General features: G+C 65.0%; 16 protein-coding genes and 1 pseudogene. 10 read left to right on the plus strand and 7 right to left on the minus strand.

The genetic code is table 11. The features are described 5' to 3' along the window. Positions 1-76: 76 nt before the first annotated feature. The 3 genes from choX (at position 77) to choV (ending at position 3,177) form a co-directional block, all read left to right on the plus strand. Entirely contained in the window at positions 77-1,012 is a 936-nt protein-coding gene (gene choX / locus AC0V7N_RS13385; protein WP_475458166.1) for a choline ABC transporter substrate-binding protein, read from the plus strand. Between the two features lie 132 nt (positions 1,013-1,144). Next, positions 1,145-1,999: a choline ABC transporter permease subunit gene (choW, locus tag AC0V7N_RS13390; RefSeq protein WP_475458168.1), complete on the plus strand. Its 855-nt coding sequence runs from the start codon at positions 1,145-1,147 to the stop codon at positions 1,997-1,999. After that, complete coding sequence (gene choV, locus AC0V7N_RS13395; protein WP_475458170.1) at positions 1,996-3,177, plus strand: choline ABC transporter ATP-binding protein; 1,182 nt, start codon at positions 1,996-1,998, stop codon at positions 3,175-3,177. Before choW ends, choV begins: the two co-directional genes overlap by 4 nt. A 51-nt stretch (positions 3,178-3,228) precedes the next feature. On the opposite strand, the gene AC0V7N_RS13400 is transcribed toward choV, so the two are convergent. The 3 genes and pseudogenes from AC0V7N_RS13400 to AC0V7N_RS13410 form a co-directional block, all read right to left on the minus strand. After that, complete coding sequence (locus AC0V7N_RS13400; protein WP_475458172.1) at positions 3,229-3,777, minus strand: hypothetical protein; 549 nt, start codon at positions 3,775-3,777, stop codon at positions 3,229-3,231. A gap of 264 nt (positions 3,778-4,041) precedes the next feature. Further along, positions 4,042-5,448, minus strand: coding sequence for an ATP-binding protein (locus AC0V7N_RS13405; protein ID WP_475458175.1), 1,407 nt, complete (start codon positions 5,446-5,448; stop codon positions 4,042-4,044). Next, a pseudogene (locus AC0V7N_RS13410) lies at positions 5,445-6,162 on the minus strand (response regulator). Before AC0V7N_RS13410 ends, AC0V7N_RS13405 begins: the two are co-directional and overlap by 4 nt. 278 nt (positions 6,163-6,440) lie before the next feature. Here AC0V7N_RS13410 and AC0V7N_RS13415 point away from each other — a divergent pair. From AC0V7N_RS13415 to clpS, 4 genes are all read left to right on the plus strand, one after another. Next, positions 6,441-6,740 carry a hypothetical protein gene (locus tag AC0V7N_RS13415; RefSeq protein WP_019860700.1) on the plus strand — a complete coding sequence of 100 codons (300 nt, stop codon included), beginning with the start codon at positions 6,441-6,443 and terminating at the stop codon, positions 6,738-6,740. Positions 6,741-6,778: 38 nt separating this feature from the next. Then, complete coding sequence (locus AC0V7N_RS13420; protein ID WP_475458178.1) at positions 6,779-7,072, plus strand: hypothetical protein; 294 nt, start codon at positions 6,779-6,781, stop codon at positions 7,070-7,072. A gap of 161 nt (positions 7,073-7,233) precedes the next feature. Next, positions 7,234-7,548: a hypothetical protein gene (locus AC0V7N_RS13425; RefSeq protein WP_027044010.1), complete on the plus strand. Its 315-nt coding sequence runs from the start codon at positions 7,234-7,236 to the stop codon at positions 7,546-7,548. A gap of 139 nt (positions 7,549-7,687) precedes the next feature. Beyond that, a complete protein-coding gene (gene clpS, locus AC0V7N_RS13430; RefSeq protein WP_027044011.1) occupies positions 7,688-7,993 on the plus strand; it encodes an ATP-dependent Clp protease adapter ClpS in 306 nt (101 codons plus the stop codon). A gap of 175 nt (positions 7,994-8,168) precedes the next feature. Here the strand turns inward: clpS and AC0V7N_RS13435 are convergent, their stop codons facing one another. From AC0V7N_RS13435 to AC0V7N_RS13450, 4 genes are all read right to left on the minus strand, one after another. Then, positions 8,169-10,247 (minus strand): hypothetical protein, encoded by a 2,079-nt coding sequence (locus AC0V7N_RS13435; RefSeq protein ID WP_475458180.1) that lies wholly within the window; start codon positions 10,245-10,247, stop codon positions 8,169-8,171. Positions 10,248-10,310: 63 nt separating this feature from the next. Continuing rightward, positions 10,311-13,133 (minus strand): DUF4159 domain-containing protein, encoded by a 2,823-nt coding sequence (locus tag AC0V7N_RS13440; RefSeq protein WP_475458182.1) that lies wholly within the window; start codon positions 13,131-13,133, stop codon positions 10,311-10,313. Beyond that, entirely contained in the window at positions 13,130-14,113 is a 984-nt protein-coding gene (locus tag AC0V7N_RS13445; RefSeq protein ID WP_475458185.1) for a DUF58 domain-containing protein, read from the minus strand. Before AC0V7N_RS13445 ends, AC0V7N_RS13440 begins: the two co-directional genes overlap by 4 nt. Then, positions 14,113-15,117, minus strand: a complete 1,005-nt coding sequence (locus AC0V7N_RS13450; protein ID WP_475458187.1) for an AAA family ATPase — start codon at positions 15,115-15,117, stop codon at positions 14,113-14,115. The genes AC0V7N_RS13445 and AC0V7N_RS13450 overlap by 1 nt, the downstream gene beginning before the upstream one ends. Positions 15,118-15,259: 142 nt before the next feature. Here AC0V7N_RS13450 and AC0V7N_RS13455 point away from each other — a divergent pair, with 142 nt between their 5' ends. The 3 genes from AC0V7N_RS13455 to AC0V7N_RS13465 are packed head-to-tail and all read left to right on the plus strand — an operon-like array spanning position 15,260 to position 17,780. Then, positions 15,260-15,889, plus strand: a complete 630-nt coding sequence (locus tag AC0V7N_RS13455; protein ID WP_475460309.1) for a DUF1285 domain-containing protein — start codon at positions 15,260-15,262, stop codon at positions 15,887-15,889. After that, positions 15,889-16,521, plus strand: a complete 633-nt coding sequence (locus AC0V7N_RS13460) for a CoA pyrophosphatase (RefSeq protein ID WP_475460311.1) — start codon at positions 15,889-15,891, stop codon at positions 16,519-16,521. Before AC0V7N_RS13455 ends, AC0V7N_RS13460 begins: the two co-directional genes overlap by 1 nt. After that, entirely contained in the window at positions 16,518-17,780 is a 1,263-nt protein-coding gene (locus AC0V7N_RS13465) for a CCA tRNA nucleotidyltransferase (protein ID WP_475458189.1), read from the plus strand. Before AC0V7N_RS13460 ends, AC0V7N_RS13465 begins: the two co-directional genes overlap by 4 nt. The last annotated feature ends 35 nt before the right edge of the window (positions 17,781-17,815 follow it).

Raw genomic sequence — 17,815 nt, forward strand, 5'->3', positions numbered from 1 at the left:
TGTTTGGCTGACGAAACAAGGCGGGCAGAGAAACCGTAACTACGCTTCGCCAAAGAATCACAATGGGAGACTAACTATGTCGCGTATGAATTCCTTCGCCGCCGGCCTTGGCCTGGCGGCTTTGTTGTCCACCAGCGCCGCCTTTGCCGGAGATGCGGCAAGCTGCAAGACCGTGCGTCTTTCCGATGTCGGCTGGACCGACATCCAGGCCACCACAGGGGTTGCCTCGGCGCTGCTCACCGCGCTCGGCTACGAGCCGAAGGTGATCCAGCTTTCAGTGCCGGTGACCATGGCGTCGCTGAAGAACAAGGATCTTGATGTCTTCCTCGGCAACTGGATGCCGTCGATGACCAACGACATCAAGGATTATACCGCCGATGGCTCGGTCGAGACCATCAGCACCAACCTGACCGGCGCCGGCTACGGCATCGTCGTGCCGACCTATGTCGCGGATGCCGGCGTCAAGTCGCTGACCGACCTTGGCAAGTTCAAGGACAAGTTCAACGGCAAGATCTACGGCATCGAGGCCGGCAATGACGGCAACCGCATCATCCTCGACATGATCAAGAATCCCGCCGACAAGCTCGACGGCTTCGAGCTGGTCGAATCCTCGGAGGCCGGCATGCTGACGCAGGCCGAGCAGTCGATGAAGAACAATGAGTGGATTGCCTTCCTCGGCTGGACGCCGCATCCGGTGATGGGCGCCATGAAGATCACCTATCTCGACGGCATGGGCGATAGCGGCTTCGGCGCCGCCACCGTGTTCACCAATGTGCGCAAGGGCTACACCACCGAATGCCCGAATGCCGGCAAGCTGATCGCCAATTTGAAGTTCAATCTGGATATGGAAGGCCAGATGATGGACGCGATCCTCAAGGGCGGCGATGCCACCACGGTGGCGACCGACTGGCTGAAGAAAAATCCGGGCGCGGTTGCCCCCTGGATCGCCGGTGTGACCACCTTTGACGGTGGCGACGCGGCAGCGGCCATCAAGACCGCGCTCGGAAGCTGAGCCGACTGAATTCGGCAAAGCCGAACCAGGAAGGGCAGCCATCTTAGAAAAGGCTGCCCTTTTTCATATCCTGTGACAAGATGACGTTGCGCGAGCCGAGAGCAGGACGGCTCCTGGACGAAGAGGGGTGAGATGGATCCGATTTCGCAATTCATGGTCGATCACAAAATCCCGATCGGCGCCTGGGGAAAGGCGTTCTTCGGCTTCCTGACCGACAATTTCGACACCATCTTCAGGGCCTTCTCCAATGGCCTCAATTTCCTGCTCGACGGGCTGGTCAACATCCTGCTGATGGTGCCGCCGGTGCCGCTGGCGCTGGTCATCGCTGTTATCGCCTGGCTGCTGCAGCGGTCGCGGCCGCTCGCCATCGGCGTCTTCCTTGGCTTGATCTTCATCATCAACCAGAACCTCTGGAAGCAGACCGTGCAGACGCTGGTGCTGGTCGTCGCGGCCGCCGCCATGGCCATGGCCATCGGCGTGCCGCTTGGCATCTGGGCGGCGCACAAGCCGAAGGTCTACCGCATCATGCTGCCGGTGCTCGACCTGATGCAGACGCTGCCGACCTTCGTCTACCTAATCCCGGTCTTGACCCTGTTCGGCCTCGGCAATGCGCCCGGCCTCATCGTCACCATCATCTTCGTCATTCCGACCGCGGTCCGGCTGACGCATCTGGGTGTCGTTTCGGTGCCTAAGTCGATCATCGAGGCCGGCGAGGCGTTCGGAGCCACCAAGAGCCAGCTGTTGTGGAAGGTGGAACTGCCCTCCGCACTGCCCACCATCATGGCGGGCCTGACGCAGTCGATCATGCTGTCGCTGTCGATGGTGGTGTTTGCGGCCCTGATCGGCGCCGGCGGCCTCGGCACCGAAATCAACCGCGCGCTTGGTTCGCGCCGCATCGATCTTGGGCTTGAGGCAGGACTCGCCATCGTCGTGCTCGCCATCGTTCTCGACCGAATGACCCGCATTGGCGTTGGAGGCAAGAAATGACCGTCGCCGTCGATTTCAAGAACGTCGATATCGTCTTCGGCGCCGACCAGGCCGGCTCGCTGGCGATGATCGACAAGGGCGCCACGCGCGCCGAAATTCTCGAGAAGACCGGCAATGTGCTGGGCTGCGCCGACGCCAGCCTCACCGTGCACGAGGGCGAGATCTCGGTGCTGATGGGCCTGTCAGGCTCCGGCAAGTCGACGTTGCTCAGGGCGGTCAACCGGCTCAACGTGGTGTCGCGTGGCCAGGTGCTGGTCAAGGACGGCGACAAGATCGTCGATGTCGTGACCTGCGACCAGGCCACCTTGCGGCGGCTGCGCCAGAAGCAGGTGGCGATGGTGTTCCAACAATTCGGCCTGCTGCCATGGCGCACGGTCGAGGAAAATGTCGGCCTCGGCCTCGAACTCGCCGGCGTACCGGAGGCCGAGCGCAAGGAGCGCGTGCACAAGCAGCTCAAGCTGGTCAATCTCGACCAGTGGTCGAAGAAATATGCGCACGAACTGTCGGGCGGCATGCAGCAGCGCGTCGGTCTGGCGCGGGCCTTTGCCACCGAGGCGCCGATCCTGTTGATGGACGAGCCGTTCTCGGCGCTCGACCCGCTGATCCGCACCAAGCTGCAGGACGAATTGCTGCAGCTGCAGGCGGAACTGAAGAAGACCATCATCTTCGTCAGCCACGATCTGGAAGAGGCGCTGAAGATCGGCAGCCACATCACCATCATGGAAGGCGGGCGTATCGTCCAGACCGGCGCGCCGGAAGACATCGTGCTGCGCCCCGCCAACGATTACGTCCGCGACTTCATCGCCAATGTGAACCCGCTGTCGGTGCTCACCGCCTGGAACGTCATGCGCGACAGCCGCGACCTCGATCACGGCGACAATGGCTGGGTGTGGCTCGACCGGCGCAAGACGACGCGCTTCAAGATCGACGAGCATGGGCTGGTGGCAGCGGCCGAACGCGACGGCAAGCCGGCGGTGTGGGTGTCCTGCGCCGATGTCGAGGCCCAGCCGGAGGAAGCAGCGCAAGTGTTCTGGGCCAATCCGGGCACCTCGCTGAAAACCGTGATGCTGGCCATGCACCGCTCGCAGACCGCCCCCGTGGCGCTGTTCGACGACCAGTCGCGCTTCGTCGGCGCCATCGGTATCAGGGATGTGCTGAGCGCGGTGCTGCGAAGGTGAACTTCGCTATCGACTACATCTTTGCCGCTCGTCAGCAGCCCATCACGTTCCTCAACGTTGTCCTGGGATCGACATGTGCTGAAGCAGCGACATCCAATTGGGAAGTTCAGAAGCGTATTTGCTCTCTGGCCCCCAACATGCCAAGCCGGTTATACCGAACGCGGCATTGACTTGAGCGGTCCATAGCCGCGTTGGATTTTTGCCCTGTTTGCTGAGTCGCAATGAGGATAATCCGGCAATCCTGTTCCCAACGTCATGGGTCGCAGGTTCGTCAACTACAATGACGTCATAGCCCCTCGCTTGCGTCTCTGCGAGCACATTATTGTTGAAGCGGATCTCCGCTGCGCCGGCCGATTCATCTGGGTGGCTGCTGAAAATCATCAGCTGGCACCGTGCAGTCTTTCCTCCGCATGCGTCAGTTTGGCATTGCAATCTTACATTGGCGCCATGATGCTCGACGGACCATTGGATACCTTCAAACTCAACAGCGACGCCGTGTCGAGCCTCGGTTGCCTGGTCCGCACTAGCCGGGAAAGACGGCACGCCCATGCAAAAGCTCAAAACCGCACCCAACAATAACGCAGTCTTCAACTGCTTCATCGATGCCGCTCACGTCTATGTAGCGAAACGCCTCATCAGGTACTTGTAGCTAACGTTAGTGATTTCAGCAACGGCGTGCCAATTACCTGCCGGCTGTTCTGAACGTCCCGCTCGGCGGTGGCGTCTTCGGTCGTGATGGCAGGTCGCCTCACCGGCGGTGTTTGTCGCCGATGTCTTTCGGTGGAAACGGAACACGTCCCAAATATTTAAAGTCAGAGCAGGCGAGGCAGGGGCCACCGAAGCTGCCTGTTGTTCTGGGTAGCCTTACGCCGCCAGCGGCAGTCGTAGCTCCGTCAGCAATCCGCCCTGCGGATGGTTGGACAGGCGGATCTCGCCGCCGGCGGCGCGCGCTATGTTGCGGGCGATGGTGAGGCCGAGGCCGAGGCCGCCGGTCTGCCGGTTGCGGGACTGTTCCAGGCGCACGAAGGAGCCGAAGACGGCGTCGATCTGGGCCTGCGGTATGCCCGGTCCTTCGTCACGGATGGTGAGCGTGATGGTGCCGTCCGAGCGGTGCAGGCTGAGATGCGCCTTCTTGCCGTAGGTGACGGCGTTCTGCACCAGATTGGTGACGCAGCGCCTGAGCGCCACCGGTCGAGCGATGCAGATCAGGCCGCGTGAGCGGGTGTCGTCATTGTCGAACGAGACCTCCGGATAAGGGTCGGCGATCGATTCCACGAACGACCAGAAATCGATGCGCTCGGTCTTTTCCTCGTTCACCTCGAAAGTGGCGAAGTCGATCACGGAACTGGCGATGCTCTCGACATCGGCGAGATCATGCGCCAGCGCCTCGCGAACCGCCGATTTGCGCAACAGTTCGAGCCGCAGCCGCATGCGCGTCATCGGCGTGCGCAAATCATGCGCGAGTGCCGCGGCCAGATGTTCGCGGTCCTCGACATATTCGCGTAGCCTCGTCTGCATCGCGTTGATTGCCCTGGCTGCAGCCTGCACCTCGCGGCTGCCCGACTCGGCGATCGGCGGGCTCTTCAAATCCTTGCCGATCCGGTTCACGGCGGTTTCCATCATCCGGTAGGGCGCGGTCAACCGGCGCAGCGACCAGATCGACATGATCACCACCAGGCCGGCGATCAGCGAATAGAGCGGCAGGCTGTCGAAGCTCAGGATCGGGCCGACCGGCGTGATCGGCTCGGTGAAGTTCAGCCACTGGCCGTCGGCGAAGCGCAAAGAGGCCGTCAGCTTGTCGCTCTGGGCGAAGTCGGCGGCCAGCACCAGAAGGTCGCGCTCGACCTGGCCGATATCGGGGCCGGATACGGTGCTGGCGTCGTCGGCCTCGCGCGTCGCCGGATCGCGCCGCACGCGCGCGTCGGTGACGCCGAACTTCGACAGCCGGCCGACAAGGATGTCCTCGAGTTCGGCCAGTTCGTCGTCGCCGGCGATCGAGGAGGTGACGGCGGGCGTGTCCGAGACGGTGAGGGCATAGGTCGCGTTGAACAGGCCTGCCGCGGTTGCCTTGCGCTCCTCGGGCGTGGCGTTGCTCATCAGCTGCACCAAAGAGAAGGCGCGGTCGTTGAGACGATAGAGATCGACCACATCGTTGGCGGCGGCGCGGTCGCGCGACACGATGTAGAGGGTCGCGACCTGGCTGATCAAAAGGCCGGCAATGACGATCAGCAGCACCCAGACAGGCAAGGTCTGCGGCAGGAAACGTCTCATTCGAAGGTTGTCTCGGGCAGGAACTGGTAGCCGCCGCTGCGCACCGTCAGGATCAGTTTCGGTGTTTTCGGGGTCATCTTCCATCTTGCGCCGCAGCCGGCTGACCAGGATGTCGATGCTGCGGTCGAAGGAATAGTCGCTGTCGCCGCCGGAGAGTTCGATCAGCTGGTCGCGGGTCAGCACGCGCTGGGCGCTCTTGACGAAGGTCTGCAGCAGGTTGAACTCGGCCATGGTCAGCTCGACCCTGACATCGTCGGGCGCCGTCAGCCGGCGCCGCGAACAGTCCATCGTCCAGCCGGCGAAATGGTAGATCTGCTTGGTGGTGGCGCGCTTCGGCTCGGCGGCGCCATTGCGCCGCAATACGGCGCGGATGCGAGCCAGCAGTTCGCGCGGGTCGAAGGGTTTGGGCACATAGTCGTCGGCGCCCATCTCCAGGCCGACCACGCGATCGGTGGTCTCGGTGACGGCGGTCAGCATGATGATCGGCGTCGTATACTGGGCGCGCAGGTCACGGCACAGTTCCAGCCCGCTCTTGCCGGGCAGCATCACATCGAGCACGATGAGATCCACCTGCGCGCGGCGCAGGATGGCCTCCATCTCGGTGCCGTCGGCGGCAACCGAAGTGTGCAGCCCCCGCTTCTGGAAGAATTCCTGAAGCAGGTCGCGGATGCCCTTGTCGTCGTCGACGATCAGTATGTGTGCGTCGGATTTCACGGGGTGCCCTGTCTCGATTGCCGGCCAGTATTCTGGCTGGTGAGCCACACGATAGAATTCGGGCCATATGTTGGCCAGTGCCTTGCTTTTCAAGGGAGAATGAATTCCGCCTTCTCCACATGGAAAGCTATGGCCTCTTCGCGGCGCTCCGGCCAGACACAATCCAGAAACAAAATTCTACAATCGGGAAAAACTCCTGAAAAGGTAGGGCGGCATAACGGTGCCGTGGCGGTCAGGTTATCGGCTGCGACGCTATCTCCGGGTTCACGGAAAAACCGATGCCAAGCTTGTCGATCAGTTTGTTGGGTGCGTTGCTGGGCCTTGGCCTGGTCACTGCCGCTGTCGGCCAGTCGGACGCAAAGGCGCCGCTCACCCGGAGCGAACGGTGCGCCAATCTCAGCCACCAATTTGATGAAGCCCTCGAAACCCATGCCACGGCAACGCAGGTCACCGCGGCAAAGGCACTTCAGAGGAAGGGCAACCGGTACTGTGCCGCCAAGAAACAGGCGCAGGGCATCCGGATGCTCGCCAACGCTTTGAAGCTGCTTGGAGTGACACCGAACGACCCAGTTCAGTGACACTCAAAATCGACCCGCATAAAAAGGAAAACGAAGCCATGAAAAAGCCCCTCCTGTCCGCCCTTGGTCTCGCCGTCGCTCTCGCCTTCTCGATGCCGGTTCTCGGCAACGCTGCCGCCACCACGACCGCTGCCCCGGCTGCTGCCGCCACCACGACCACTGCTCCGGCTGCTGCCGCGACGACCACCGCTCCGGCCAAGGCTGCTCCGAAGAAGGTCGCCAAGAAGGCCGTCTGCAAGGTGACCAAGAAGCACAAGTGCCCGGTCAAGAAGGCCCCCGCGAAGACCGCCCCGATGGCTGCTCCGAAGGCGGCTCCGAAGAAGAAGCCCTGATCGGTTTCGAGGTCAGTTCTATCAAGGCCGTTCCAGCCGCAACTGGCTGGGGCGGCCTTCTGCCAGGCACCCGATCGAGCGGCTGAACACCGGCGGGCTCACAGCCAGCCACCTCGATCGCATTTACCCGTTTTCAACGCCGGCCATGTAGGACAATCCGCATGAAGAAGCGGCTTTCGTCCATTTTGCGTTCCATGGTGATTGGCGGCCTCGTGGCCACCGGTGTCGCCAGGGCGCTGATTCTGCTTACCGCCAGCCCCGTGCCCGACCCGGCCAGTGGCCGCACCGAACCGTCGCTGTTCGCGCCGATAATTTCCAGCAACTGGGACTACATTACGCCTGTCCAGGCGTGGCTGCTGATCGTGCTCCTTGCCGTGACGCTGGTCTGCGTTGCCGGATGGCCGATCGCGGCGTGGTTGGAGCGCCGGGCGGATGCCGCCGCGCATCACCGTGTCTTCGGCCGTCAGGGCCGTTGAACCGCGACCGATAATTCCCCACATGATTGTGAATGACCGGGCTCCCCCGCCGGTGGTCCGCACGCCAATCAAAATGGACGATCGCTGCCGCCCGTGGCAAAATGCGCGGTGAAGCCCGATCGCGAAACTGTCGGTTCCGATGCCTGAAATCACCACAAAACCGCGTACCAAGGTCAAGCCGCAGACCGAGCGGCCGAAGCTCTACAAGGTCATCCTCATCAATGACGATTTCACGCCGCGCGAATTCGTGGTGACGGTGCTGAAGGGCGAGTTCAAGCTCAGCGAGGACCAGGCGCACCGCGTCATGATCACCGCGCATCGGCTCGGTGTCTGTGTGGTCGCGGTGTTCACGAGGGATGTCGCCGAGACGAAGGCGACGCGGGCCACCGACGCCGGCAAGGCCAAGGGCTATCCGCTGCTGTTCACGACCGAGCCGGAGGAGTAGAGCAGGGTTCTTCCCTTCTCCCCGTGTGGGAGAAGGTGGCCTCGCGAAGCGAGGTCGGATGAGGGGTGTTCCAGGGAACGCCTACGCCTCACTCCGCTGGAACACCCCTCAACCGTCTCGCCGCTGCGCGCCGATCCACCTTCTCCCACAAGGGGAGAAGGAAAACGGCGTCGCGTTACCGTCCCTCGCGGTACCACATCGAACCCATCGCCAGCAGCAGCAGGCCGAGGCCGAGGAAGCCGCCGAACAGTGGCACGCGCGAGACGGCCTTAAGCACGCTGTCGTCGGTGGTGCGCAGGCCGATCCAGTCGCTGCCGGAGGCCTCGCCGGCCGAGCGCACCGGCACGATGGAAGGCAAGGTCACGTCGCTGCCGAGGGCCGTGGATGAGGCCAGCCGGCGCACGCTGCCGCCGGTGGCCTCAGTTGGCGCCCTCAGCCGGTTTTCGGTGGAGACGACGTCGGCGAATTCCGGCGCATTGACCGGCCCGACATGGGCGAGCGCGGTGAGATCGCCATTGGCGACCTGGAACAGGCCGATCTCGTTGGTCTGGACGCTGCCGAGGAAGACACCGGGTTCGGATTTGTCGAGCTTGACGGTGACGGTCTTGCCGGACGGGGTGATGATCTGCGCCGGGCCGGGATCGTCGGCCATGGTCTGGCGGCGGATCTCCAGCACCATGCCGCGCCCCTCGGCGGTCAGCCGCTCTTCCTCAAGCTCCGGCTCCTTCATCAGCCAGTGGGCGATGCGCCGGTAGAGCTGGACATGCGGGCCACCGCCCTCGAAGCCGCGCGCCCACAGCCAGCCCTGGTCGGACAGAAGCATGCCGACGCGGCCTTCGCCCTTGCGGTCGAGCAGCAGCAGGGGCCGGTTGTCGGCACCCTTCATCACCACTTCGCCTTGCGGGTTCTGCACGCCGATGGTGCGGAACCAGCGGCTCCAGTGCGGCGGCTCGGTGGCCGAACCATCGAGGCCGCGGGTCACCGGATGACGCTGGCCGAGTTCGGTCAGCCGCGGATAGAAGGCCTTTTCGACCACCTCGCCGGTCGGCATCGCCGGCAGGGCCGACATCAGCGGCGTGCGCGCGATCGAAGCCTCGCCGGCATATTCGGGGCCGGCGGCGATCAGCAGCGCGCCGCCCTTTTCGACATATTCGGAGATGTAGTCGTAATAGAGGATCGGCAGCACGTCGCGGTGCTGGTAGCGGTCGAAGATGATGAGGTCGAAATCCTTGATCTTCTCGACGAACAGCTCACGGGTCGGGAAGGCGATCAGCGACAATTCGTTGATCGGCGTGCCGTCCTGCTTTTCCGGCGGCCGCAGAATGGTGAAATGGACGAGATCGACCGAGGCGTCGGATTTCAAGAGATTGCGCCAGGTGCGCTCGCCCGCATGCGGTTCGCCCGATACGAGCAGCACACGCAGATTCTCGCGGATGCCGTCGACCAGCGCGATGGCGCGGTTGTTGGTGTCGGTCAATTCGCCCGGTTCGCGGTCGATGGCGAGTTCGATGATGTTGCGGCCGGCGCCCGGGATGGTCACCTGCAGCGGCATTGGTTGGCCGACTGTTGCATGCTCGACCGAGACCTGCTCGCCATTGACCGAAACGCGCACATCGACCGGGCCGGTCTCGTTTTCGGTCGAGATGACGCGGTAGGTCATGTCGAGCGGCTTGCCGACGATGCCGAAACGCGGCGCGTTCTCGAAGCGGATGCGGCGGTCCTTCTCGTGGTCATTGCCGGTGATCAAAGCATGCAGCGGGGCGTTGAAGTCGGGCGCGCTCGGGGGCGCGTCGTGCACTTCGCCATCGGTGATCATGATGGCGCCGCCGATGCGCGACGGCGGCACGTCGCGGAAGGCGCCTTCCAGCGCGCCGAACAGCCGCGTTTCGGTACGCTCCTCGGCGGCATCGGACTTGCCGGCCTCGACGACGCGGACATCGAACTGCTTGAAGCGGCCAAGACGCTGCTGCAGCCCGGCCACCGCCTCATCGGTCTGCCTGGTGCGGTCGCCAATGTCCTGGCTCTGGCTGCGGTCGACGATGAGCGCGACGACACTCTTCAGCGGCTCGCGCTCCTCATTGAGGAACACCGGGTTGAACAAAGCGGCGGCGAGCGCCAGCAGGGCGACGAAGCGCAGCACACCGCCGCGCTGGCGAAACCACAGGCCGACAAGCGCAAGCAGCGCCAGCGGCACCAGCACCAAAGCCAGCAGCGGCCAGGAGATCAGCGGTTCGAAGGAGATCGACCAGTTCATGTCTTACCCTCCCTCTTGCAGGGAGGGTCGATCCACTCAAGTCGAGCAACGAGGAGCCTCATCTTACTGCCCCAGCCGTTCGAGCAGTATGGGCACATGCACCTGGTCGGATTTGTAGTTGCCGGTCAGCATGTACATCATGATGTTGACGCCGGCGCGCAGCGCATAGATGCGCTGCATCGGGTCGTTCGGCACGGTCGGCAGCAGCGGGTCGCCATTCTCGTCGACCGCCCAGGCGCCGGCGAAATCATTGGCGGTGATCATGATCGGCGAGACGCCGTCGCCGGTGCGCACCGGACGGTTGTCGGCATTGCTGGCATCGAGCGATGCCTCGACCCAAAGCGGGCTGCCGGCGAAGCGGCCGGGAAATTCCGGCAGGATGAAGAAGGACTTGGTCAGCACATGGTCCGACGGCACCGGCTCCAGCGGCGGCACGTTGAGGTTGCCGAGGATGTCGCGCAGCCGCTCGGTCGCCGGGCTGGTGGAATCGGCGCCGATGCCGTTGGCGAACTGGTCGCGCGTGTCGAACAGCACCGTGCCGCCCTGCTGCATATAGGCGTCGATGCGCGCGATCGCGGCCTGGCTGGGCATGGGTGCGGCCGGATCGATCGGCCAGTAGATCAAGGGATAGAAGGATAGTTCGTCCTTCGAAATGTCGACGCCGGCCGGCGCGCCGGGTTCGAGCGCCGTCTTCTCGATCAGGAAGCGGGTCAGGCCTTCGAGCCCGGCGCGGCTGATCGAATCGTCGCCCGGCACGCCGGTCAGCACATAGGCGATGCGGGTCTTCGAAATCGCCTCGATGGCCGCATCGTCGCCTGGCTTGGCATCGTCGGCGCGGGCGAAATCGGCATGGCCGAACAGCGCGCCAAGCGCAATCAAGACCGCCGCGGTGGTTGCCACCGCGCCGGCACGGCGCGGCCGGCGCGAAAACAGGCCGCCCATCCAGAACACCGCCAGCGTGTCGAGCAGCATCAGCACCAGGGCGGCCGCGACCAGCGCGCCTTTCAAATTGCGCGATTCGTCGAAGGCATATTGGATCGTGGTGACCGGCCCGGCGATTTGCGGCCGTGCCAGCGGCGCAAACGTGCTGGCAGCATCGAGCAAATTATGGGCGAAGACGCCGGTCTCGGAGCCGTAGAGGCCGGGCGGGTTCTCGAAGGTCACCGGCAGCGCGCCGGCGCCGGGCACCAGAGGCCGCGCATCCGGCGTCGGCGGCACCAGCGAGCCGTCGGCCGCGATCATGCGATAGGGCGCCAGCGATGTGGCGGCGGCTTCGGCATTGGCGATCGCCGCGCCCTGGTTGCGCGACAGCTGGACGATGCGGCGCAGCATCTCGACGAAGCTGCCCGAGATCGGCAGGTTCGACCAGGTCGCCTCGGGCGTGACGTGGAACAGCACCAGCGTGCCCTTGCCTTTCTTCAGCCCGGTGACCAGCGGCGTGCCATCGGCAAGAGCGGCCCAAGTGCGCTCGACAATATCGGGTGTCGGCTCGGCCAGCACCTGTCTGTTCACGGTTACCTCGGTCGGCGGCGCCAGATCGGCGAACGGGCCGGCCTTGGGAAATTCGGTGACCGGTTGCGGCGATGTCCATGACAGCGCGCCGCCGAGCGAACGCTCGCCGGTGCGCAGGCGGACCGGCAGCAGATCATCATCATTGCCGGCGGCGGCCAGCCGCGAACCGGCGAAACGCACCAGCGTGCCGCCATTGTCGACCCAGTCGACCAGCCTTTGCCGGACCTGCGCTGGAATGGTGCCGACGTCGGCCATGATGATCATCGCCGGCTTCTGGTCGAGGATCTGCGGGATGGCGTCGGCAAGATCGGCGCTCGACGGCTCGACCAGATCGGCGAAGGGCTGCAGCGCGCGCCTGATGTAGTAGAGCGGCGACAGCAGCGGCTGCGCCTGGTCGGCCTCGGCCTGCGACAACAGGCCGACGCGGCGGCGCTTGGAGCTTTCGTCGAGCACGCGCACCGCACCCGCCTGGCGCTCACCGTCGAGCGCGATCGAGGCGAAGTCGTTGCGCAGCTCGAACGGCACCGCCATCGTGCCGGTGGCGGTGGCTTCGCCCGGTGCGAAGGTCAGCGTCGCATCGGCGATGCGGCGGCCCTTGTCGTCGAAGGCGCCGGCGGTGACCTGCGCCGGCGCCGGATCGCCCGGCGCGCGGATGGCGGTGAGCGCAAAACCGTCGACCTGGTTGTCGGCGCCGGTCAGACCGGTCAGCGAAAGCCGGTCGGCAACGGCCCAGACGACACGGGCGGCATTCTTCGACAACAGCGTGTTGAAGGCGGCCTCGTCACCCTTGGCCGCGAGGCCATCGGCCAGCACGGCGACGCTGGCGCCGGGCAAGGTCTCCAGCACGCCGGCGACGCGGGCATAGACGGCGGGCCGGTCGGTCGGGATCGGTCGCGGCTTGGCGGCGCGCAGCCGGTCGAGTGCGGCGGCGGCATCGAAGGGGCCGATCTCGGCATTGGCCTTTTCGGCGGTGAAGGCGATGATGACCGGTACGCCGTTCGAGCCGGCATCCTTGATCAGCCGCTCGGCGGTGGCGACGCGCTTGTTCCAGTCGGCGGCGCTGGCCCAGTCATTGTCGATGACCAGCGCAAGGGCCGCGCCCTCGGCCGGCAGTTTTTCGCGCGGATTGAACACCGGTTCGGCAAGGGCCGCGACGATGAGCCCCGCCATCAGCAGCCTGAGCAGCGTCAGCCACCAGGGGCTTTGATGCGGTGTCTCCTCGCGCTTCAGCACGCGGGCGAGGATTTTCAGCGGCGGGAAGATTTCGGTCTGCGGCTTGGGTGGCGTCAGTCTGAGCAGCCACCAGATCACCGGCAGCGCCAGCAGGCCCCACAGCACCATGGGGGCGCCAAAGGAGAGCGGTAGCCAGCTCATGCGACCGCCTTTCCGGCACGACCGCCACCGGCGGTCGGCCTGGGCTGATCGCCACTGGCGGTCATGCCGGCACGACCGCTACCGGCATAGCCGCCGTCGGCGGTCATTGCCATGTGCAGGCGCACCAGCGCGTCGGACGCCAGCCGATCGGTGTGGTTGACGGTAAAGCTCCAGCCGAGCCGCTTGCACCAGCCGGCCAACTCCTGGCGGCGGGCGGTGTAGAGCAGGCGATACTCATCGCCGAGCATCTCGGCGCGTCCGGCCGTCAGCTTGTCGCCGGTCTCGGGATCGGTGAATTCGGTGCGGCCGGCATAGGGAAAGGTTTCTTCGGCCGGGTCGGCGACCTCGATCAGATGGGCGCGCACACCGTGGCGGGCGAGCACGTCGAGCCACTCCATCGTTTCTTCGACGGGATCGAGGAAATCGCTGGCGATGACGATGTCGCAGAAGCGCCTGATGTCTGTGAGGTCAGGCTTGGCAGGCAAGTCGCCGGCATGCATCAACTGGGCGGCGATGCGTTCGGCGCCGTTGCGGGCGGTGAACGGGTCGGTCAGGCCCGGCCAGGCGATGCGCTCGCCGCTGCGCGACAGCAATTCGGCCATGGCCAGCGCCAGCACCAGCGCGCGCGATTGCTTGGAGACGCTGGCGCCGGTCGATTTGTAGAGCATGGACGGCGAGGGGTCGGCCCACAGCCATACCGTATGGGCGGCTTCCCATTCGCGGTCGCGCACATAGGTGTGGTCGTCGCGGGCCGAACGGCGCCAGTCGATACGCGAGGAATCGCCCTCGACATAGGGCCGGAACTGCCAGAAATTCTCACCGATGCCGCGCTTGCGGCGGCCATGCCAGCCGGCGATCACGGTGTTGACGATGCGGCGGGCCTCGACCAGCAGGTCGGGCACAAGCGAAGCCCGCAACCGGCCACGGGCGAGCGCGTCGCGCGTCGCTGCCGGAGCCTGGACCTCGCCGATGCGCGCCATCAAATTCCTTTCACGAGCTTTGCCACCACATCGCGCACGCTGGTGCCCTCGGCGCGGGCGGCGAAGGTCAGCGCCATGCGGTGCTGCAGCACCGGCTCGGCCAGCGCACGCACATCGTCGACCGATGGCGCCAGCCGCCCGTCGTAGAGCGCCCGCGCCCTCGTGCACAGCATCAGCGCCTGGCTGGCGCGCGGGCCGGGGCCCCAGGCGACATGCTTGTCGGTCTCGGCATTGCCTTGCCCCGGGCGCGCCGAGCGCACCAAAGTGAGGATCGCCTCGACGACGCTTTCGGGCACCGGCATGCGGCGGATCAGCGTCTGGATTTCCTTCAATCGCGCCGGCTGCAGCACGTTCTGGGCCTTGGCGTCCTCGATGCCGGTGGTCTCCAGCAGGATGCGGCGCTCGGCCTCGATCTCGGGATAGAGGATATCGACCTGCATCAGGAAGCGGTCGAGCTGGGCTTCGGGCAGCGGATAGGTGCCTTCCTGCTCCAGCGGGTTCTGCGTTGCCAGCACATGGAAGGGTGCCGGCAGGTCATAGCGGGCGCCGGCAATGGTGACATGGTATTCCTGCATCGCCTGCAGCAGCGCCGACTGGGTGCGCGGCGAGGCGCGGTTGATCTCGTCGGCCATCAGCAGCTGGGCGAAGATCGGCCCGGAGATGAAGCGGAAGGAGCGCTTGCCGGTGTCGTCCTGCTCCATGACCTCGGAGCCGAGGATGTCGGACGGCATCAGGTCGGGCGTGAACTGGATGCGGCGCGAATCGAGGCCAAGCACGACGCCCAGCGTTTCGACCAGCTTGGTCTTGGCGAGGCCGGGAACGCCGACCAGCAGCGCATGGCCGCCGGCCAGCACCGCCACCAGCGTGCGCTCGACGACGTTCTCCTGGCCGAAGATCACCCGGCCGACCCCGTCGCGGATCCTGGAAATGTCGGCCAGCGCCTTCTCGGCCTCGGCGACCATGTCCGTATCGCTGATCGGGCTTTCCTTGACCATCACGCTCATGCCGCATCGATCCCTTTGGTTGGAAATACCGGCCCGCATCATATCATAGGTTGCCGCGATTCGGCCTCGCGTAGCGCCTATGGTCGAACTTAAATCACAGACTTAGGCTGACAAGCGGAACAACAGTGACTATTTCGTGACGATGACGGAACACGACGAACATCGCGAACAAAGCCTTACGAGCGCCACCGAGGCGAGCGGCCTGGAGGCGCTGATCTCGCGCGCGGCGCGTGCCGGCAAGGGCGCGGCACCCGTCGAACGCTGGAATCCCGACTTTTGCGGCGATCTTGACATGGAGATCAAGGCCGATGGCACCTGGTTCTATCTGGGAACGCCGATTGGCCGCATGCCGCTGGTGCAGCTTTTCTCCTCCGTGCTGCGCAAGGACGCCGACGGCAGGACCTATCTGGTGACGCCTGTGGAAAAGGTCGGCATCCGCGTCGCCGACGCGCCCTTCGTCGCCGTCGAAGTGGATGTTTCGGGCAGTGGCGACGAACAGATCATCACCTTCCGCACCAATGTTGGCGATGTGGTCGAAGCGGGGCCGGAGCGGCCACTGCGCTTCGTCGACGAGAACGAGACCGGCGGGTTGAAACCCTATGTGCTGGTGCGCGGCCGGCTGGAGGCGCTGGTGGGCCGGCCTGTCATGTATGAACTGGTCGGGCATGGCGAAGAAATCGAAATCGGCGGCAAGACGATGTTTGCCGTGCGCTCGAAGGGCGCCGTGTTCCCGATCATGCCGGCGGACCAACTGAAGCGGCTGAGCGCATGATGGATCAGGTATCGCCGGCGCCGTTTTCATCGGCGGATTTTCGCGCGCGCTTCGCCGCGCAGCCGCAGGCGCATGCCGGCGACGACTATGGCGACCATCGCTTCAATCCGGGTCATCCGCGGCTTAACCAGAGCAAGGCGTTGCGCAATGCGGCGGTGCTGATCCCGGTGGTCGATCATGACGGCGAGGCGACGGTTTTGCTGACCAAACGGGGCGAAAAGCTGCGCAACCATTCGGGGCAGGTGGCCTTTCCCGGCGGTACCATCGATTCCACCGACGCCAGCCCGGAGGCGGCGGCGCTGCGCGAGACTTTCGAGGAGATCGGGCTTGGCGGGGACCGCATCGAGATCATCGGCCGCATGCCCGACTACGTCGCCGGCAGCGGCTACCGGATCGCGCCGGTGCTGGGCATCGTGCGGCCCGGCTTCCAGCTGACTTTGAACGCCGAGGAGGTCGATGCCGCCTTCGAAGTGCCGCTGCGCTTCCTGATGGATCCGGTGAACCACAAGCGCGACAGCCGCATGTGGAACGATCTCGAATGGTTCTTCTACGACATGCCCTATGGCGACCGGCGCATCTGGGGCGTCACCGCCGGCATCATCCGTACGCTCTATGAAAGGCTCTATGCGTGAGTGTTTCGATCGCGGGCAGGGCCGACTGGCTCGCCGACAAGCATTTGCAGCGCCTGCTTGCCGCCCTGGCTGAAGGCGGTGAGGAGGCGCGTGTAGCCGGCGGCGCCGTGCGCAACACGCTGATGGGCCAGCCGGTCGCCGATATCGACATCGCCACCACCTGTTTGCCGCAAGAAACCATCCGCCGCGCCGAGGCGGAGGGCTTCAAGGCGGTGCCGACCGGCATCGAGCACGGCACGATCACGGTGGTCGCCGGTGGAAAACCCTATGAAATCACCACCTTGCGTGCCGATGTCGAGACCGACGGCCGCCGCGCCAAAGTGTCGTTCGGGCGCGACTGGAGGCTGGACGCCGAGCGGCGCGACTTCACCATCAATGCGCTCTACGCCGAGGCCGACGGCACTGTCGTCGACCTTGTCGGCGGCATCGCCGACATCGAGGCGCGGCGACTGCGCTTCATCGGTGATGCGGAAGCGCGCATTCGCGAGGATTATCTGCGCATCCTGCGCTTCTTCCGCTTCTTCGCCTGGTATGGCGATGGCCGGCCGGACGCCGAGGGGCTGAAGGCCTGCGCCCGGCTGAAGGAGGGCTTGGCCCAACTCTCGGCCGAGCGCGTCTGGTCCGAACTGAAGAAGCTCTTGTCGGCGCCCGACCCGTCGCGGGCGCTGCTCTGGATGCGGCAGGCCAGCGTTTTGACCACCGCGCTGCCGGAAAGCGAGAAATGGGGCATCGATGCCATCCACGGGCTGACCAAGGCCGAGAAGGATCTGGGCTGGGTGGCGGATCCGCTGCTGCGGTTGGCGGCGATCGTACCGCCGGATGCCGCGCGTATGAAGATGCTGGCCGAGCGGCTGAGGTTTTCGACTGCGGAATCAGACCGCTTGCGCCACTGGGCACTCTCCACCGCCGTCGAGCCGAAGACGACCGAGGGCGAACTGGCGAAAAGGCTCTATCGCGGCGACAAGCAAGGGTTTGTCGATCGGCTGCGACTGTCGCTTGCCGCGGCGCGGGTGCGCGCTGTCGAAGACAATGCCGCGCTGCTCGAAGCGGGCGGCTTTTCGCGCCTGCTGGCCTTCGCACTCAAATGGGAAAAGCCGGTGTTTCCGCTGAAAGGCACCGATCTGGCGGCGCTCGGCGCAACGCCGGGGCCGAAACTGGGCGAAATCCTCAAGAATCTCGAGGCGGAATGGATCGAAGCGGGGTTTGCGCCCGATCGCGGCGCGCTGCTTGACCGCGCCGCGAAGGCACTGGAAACATAGATCTTTGCACGAAGGCTGCTCTGCGCGACCCGGCG

The sequence above is a fragment of the Mesorhizobium kamtschaticum genome (genome assembly GCF_056174585.1).

Bases quoted from the DNA above. Each gene is read 5' to 3' on its own strand.
- choX (WP_475458166.1), top strand. From the start codon at position 77: ATGTCGCGTATGAATTCCTTCGCCGCCGGCCTTGGCCTGGCGGCTTTG.
- choW (WP_475458168.1), top strand. From the start codon at position 1,145: ATGGATCCGATTTCGCAATTCATGGTCGATCACAAAATCCCGATCGGC.
- choV (WP_475458170.1), top strand. From the start codon at position 1,996: ATGACCGTCGCCGTCGATTTCAAGAACGTCGATATCGTCTTCGGCGCC.
- AC0V7N_RS13400 (WP_475458172.1), bottom strand. From the start codon at position 3,777: ATGAAGCAGTTGAAGACTGCGTTATTGTTGGGTGCGGTTTTGAGCTTT.
- AC0V7N_RS13405 (WP_475458175.1), bottom strand. From the start codon at position 5,448: ATGAGACGTTTCCTGCCGCAGACCTTGCCTGTCTGGGTGCTGCTGATC.
- AC0V7N_RS13415 (WP_019860700.1), top strand. From the start codon at position 6,441: ATGCCAAGCTTGTCGATCAGTTTGTTGGGTGCGTTGCTGGGCCTTGGC.
- AC0V7N_RS13420 (WP_475458178.1), top strand. From the start codon at position 6,779: ATGAAAAAGCCCCTCCTGTCCGCCCTTGGTCTCGCCGTCGCTCTCGCC.
- AC0V7N_RS13425 (WP_027044010.1), top strand. From the start codon at position 7,234: ATGAAGAAGCGGCTTTCGTCCATTTTGCGTTCCATGGTGATTGGCGGC.
- clpS (WP_027044011.1), top strand. From the start codon at position 7,688: ATGCCTGAAATCACCACAAAACCGCGTACCAAGGTCAAGCCGCAGACC.
- AC0V7N_RS13435 (WP_475458180.1), bottom strand. From the start codon at position 10,247: ATGAACTGGTCGATCTCCTTCGAACCGCTGATCTCCTGGCCGCTGCTG.
- AC0V7N_RS13440 (WP_475458182.1), bottom strand. From the start codon at position 13,133: ATGAGCTGGCTACCGCTCTCCTTTGGCGCCCCCATGGTGCTGTGGGGC.
- AC0V7N_RS13445 (WP_475458185.1), bottom strand. From the start codon at position 14,113: ATGGCGCGCATCGGCGAGGTCCAGGCTCCGGCAGCGACGCGCGACGCG.
- AC0V7N_RS13450 (WP_475458187.1), bottom strand. From the start codon at position 15,117: ATGAGCGTGATGGTCAAGGAAAGCCCGATCAGCGATACGGACATGGTC.
- AC0V7N_RS13455 (WP_475460309.1), top strand. From the start codon at position 15,260: ATGACGGAACACGACGAACATCGCGAACAAAGCCTTACGAGCGCCACC.
- AC0V7N_RS13460 (WP_475460311.1), top strand. From the start codon at position 15,889: ATGGATCAGGTATCGCCGGCGCCGTTTTCATCGGCGGATTTTCGCGCG.